The 264-nt window shown below is 60.6% G+C and carries 1 protein-coding gene; it reads right to left on the bottom strand.

Annotation, left to right across the window (positions count from 1 at the left end; all coding sequences use genetic code 11):
• Positions 1–264: XdhC family protein (locus SB753_RS38165; RefSeq protein WP_410805305.1), on the bottom strand; the 264-nt coding region annotated here is incomplete at both ends.

The raw sequence follows: 264 nt of genomic DNA, 5'->3' as shown, positions 1-264 counted from the left end.
CCGCCCGCGAACCTGCAACAACTCCGCGCACACCGCGACGGCGATCATCGCAGGCGCCTTATCGACGATGCCGGGCACGCCGATCGGACACGTCATCTGCTCAAGCCGTTCAAGCTCCACGCCACGCTCCAGCAAACGCCGCTCGAACTTCACGCGCTTCGTCTTCGAACCGATCATGCCGAAGTAAGAAAAGTCGGTCCGCCGCATGATGCGTTCGGCGAGCGAAAAATCGAGCGCATGGTTATGCGTCATCACGAGAAACCA

The sequence above is a fragment of the Paraburkholderia sp. SIMBA_053 genome, assembly GCF_046534895.1.
Taxonomy (GTDB): domain Bacteria; phylum Pseudomonadota; class Gammaproteobacteria; order Burkholderiales; family Burkholderiaceae; genus Paraburkholderia; species Paraburkholderia caledonica.
Note: the sequence above shows the minus strand (reverse complement) of the source record. Positions and strands in the feature narration are given on the sequence as shown.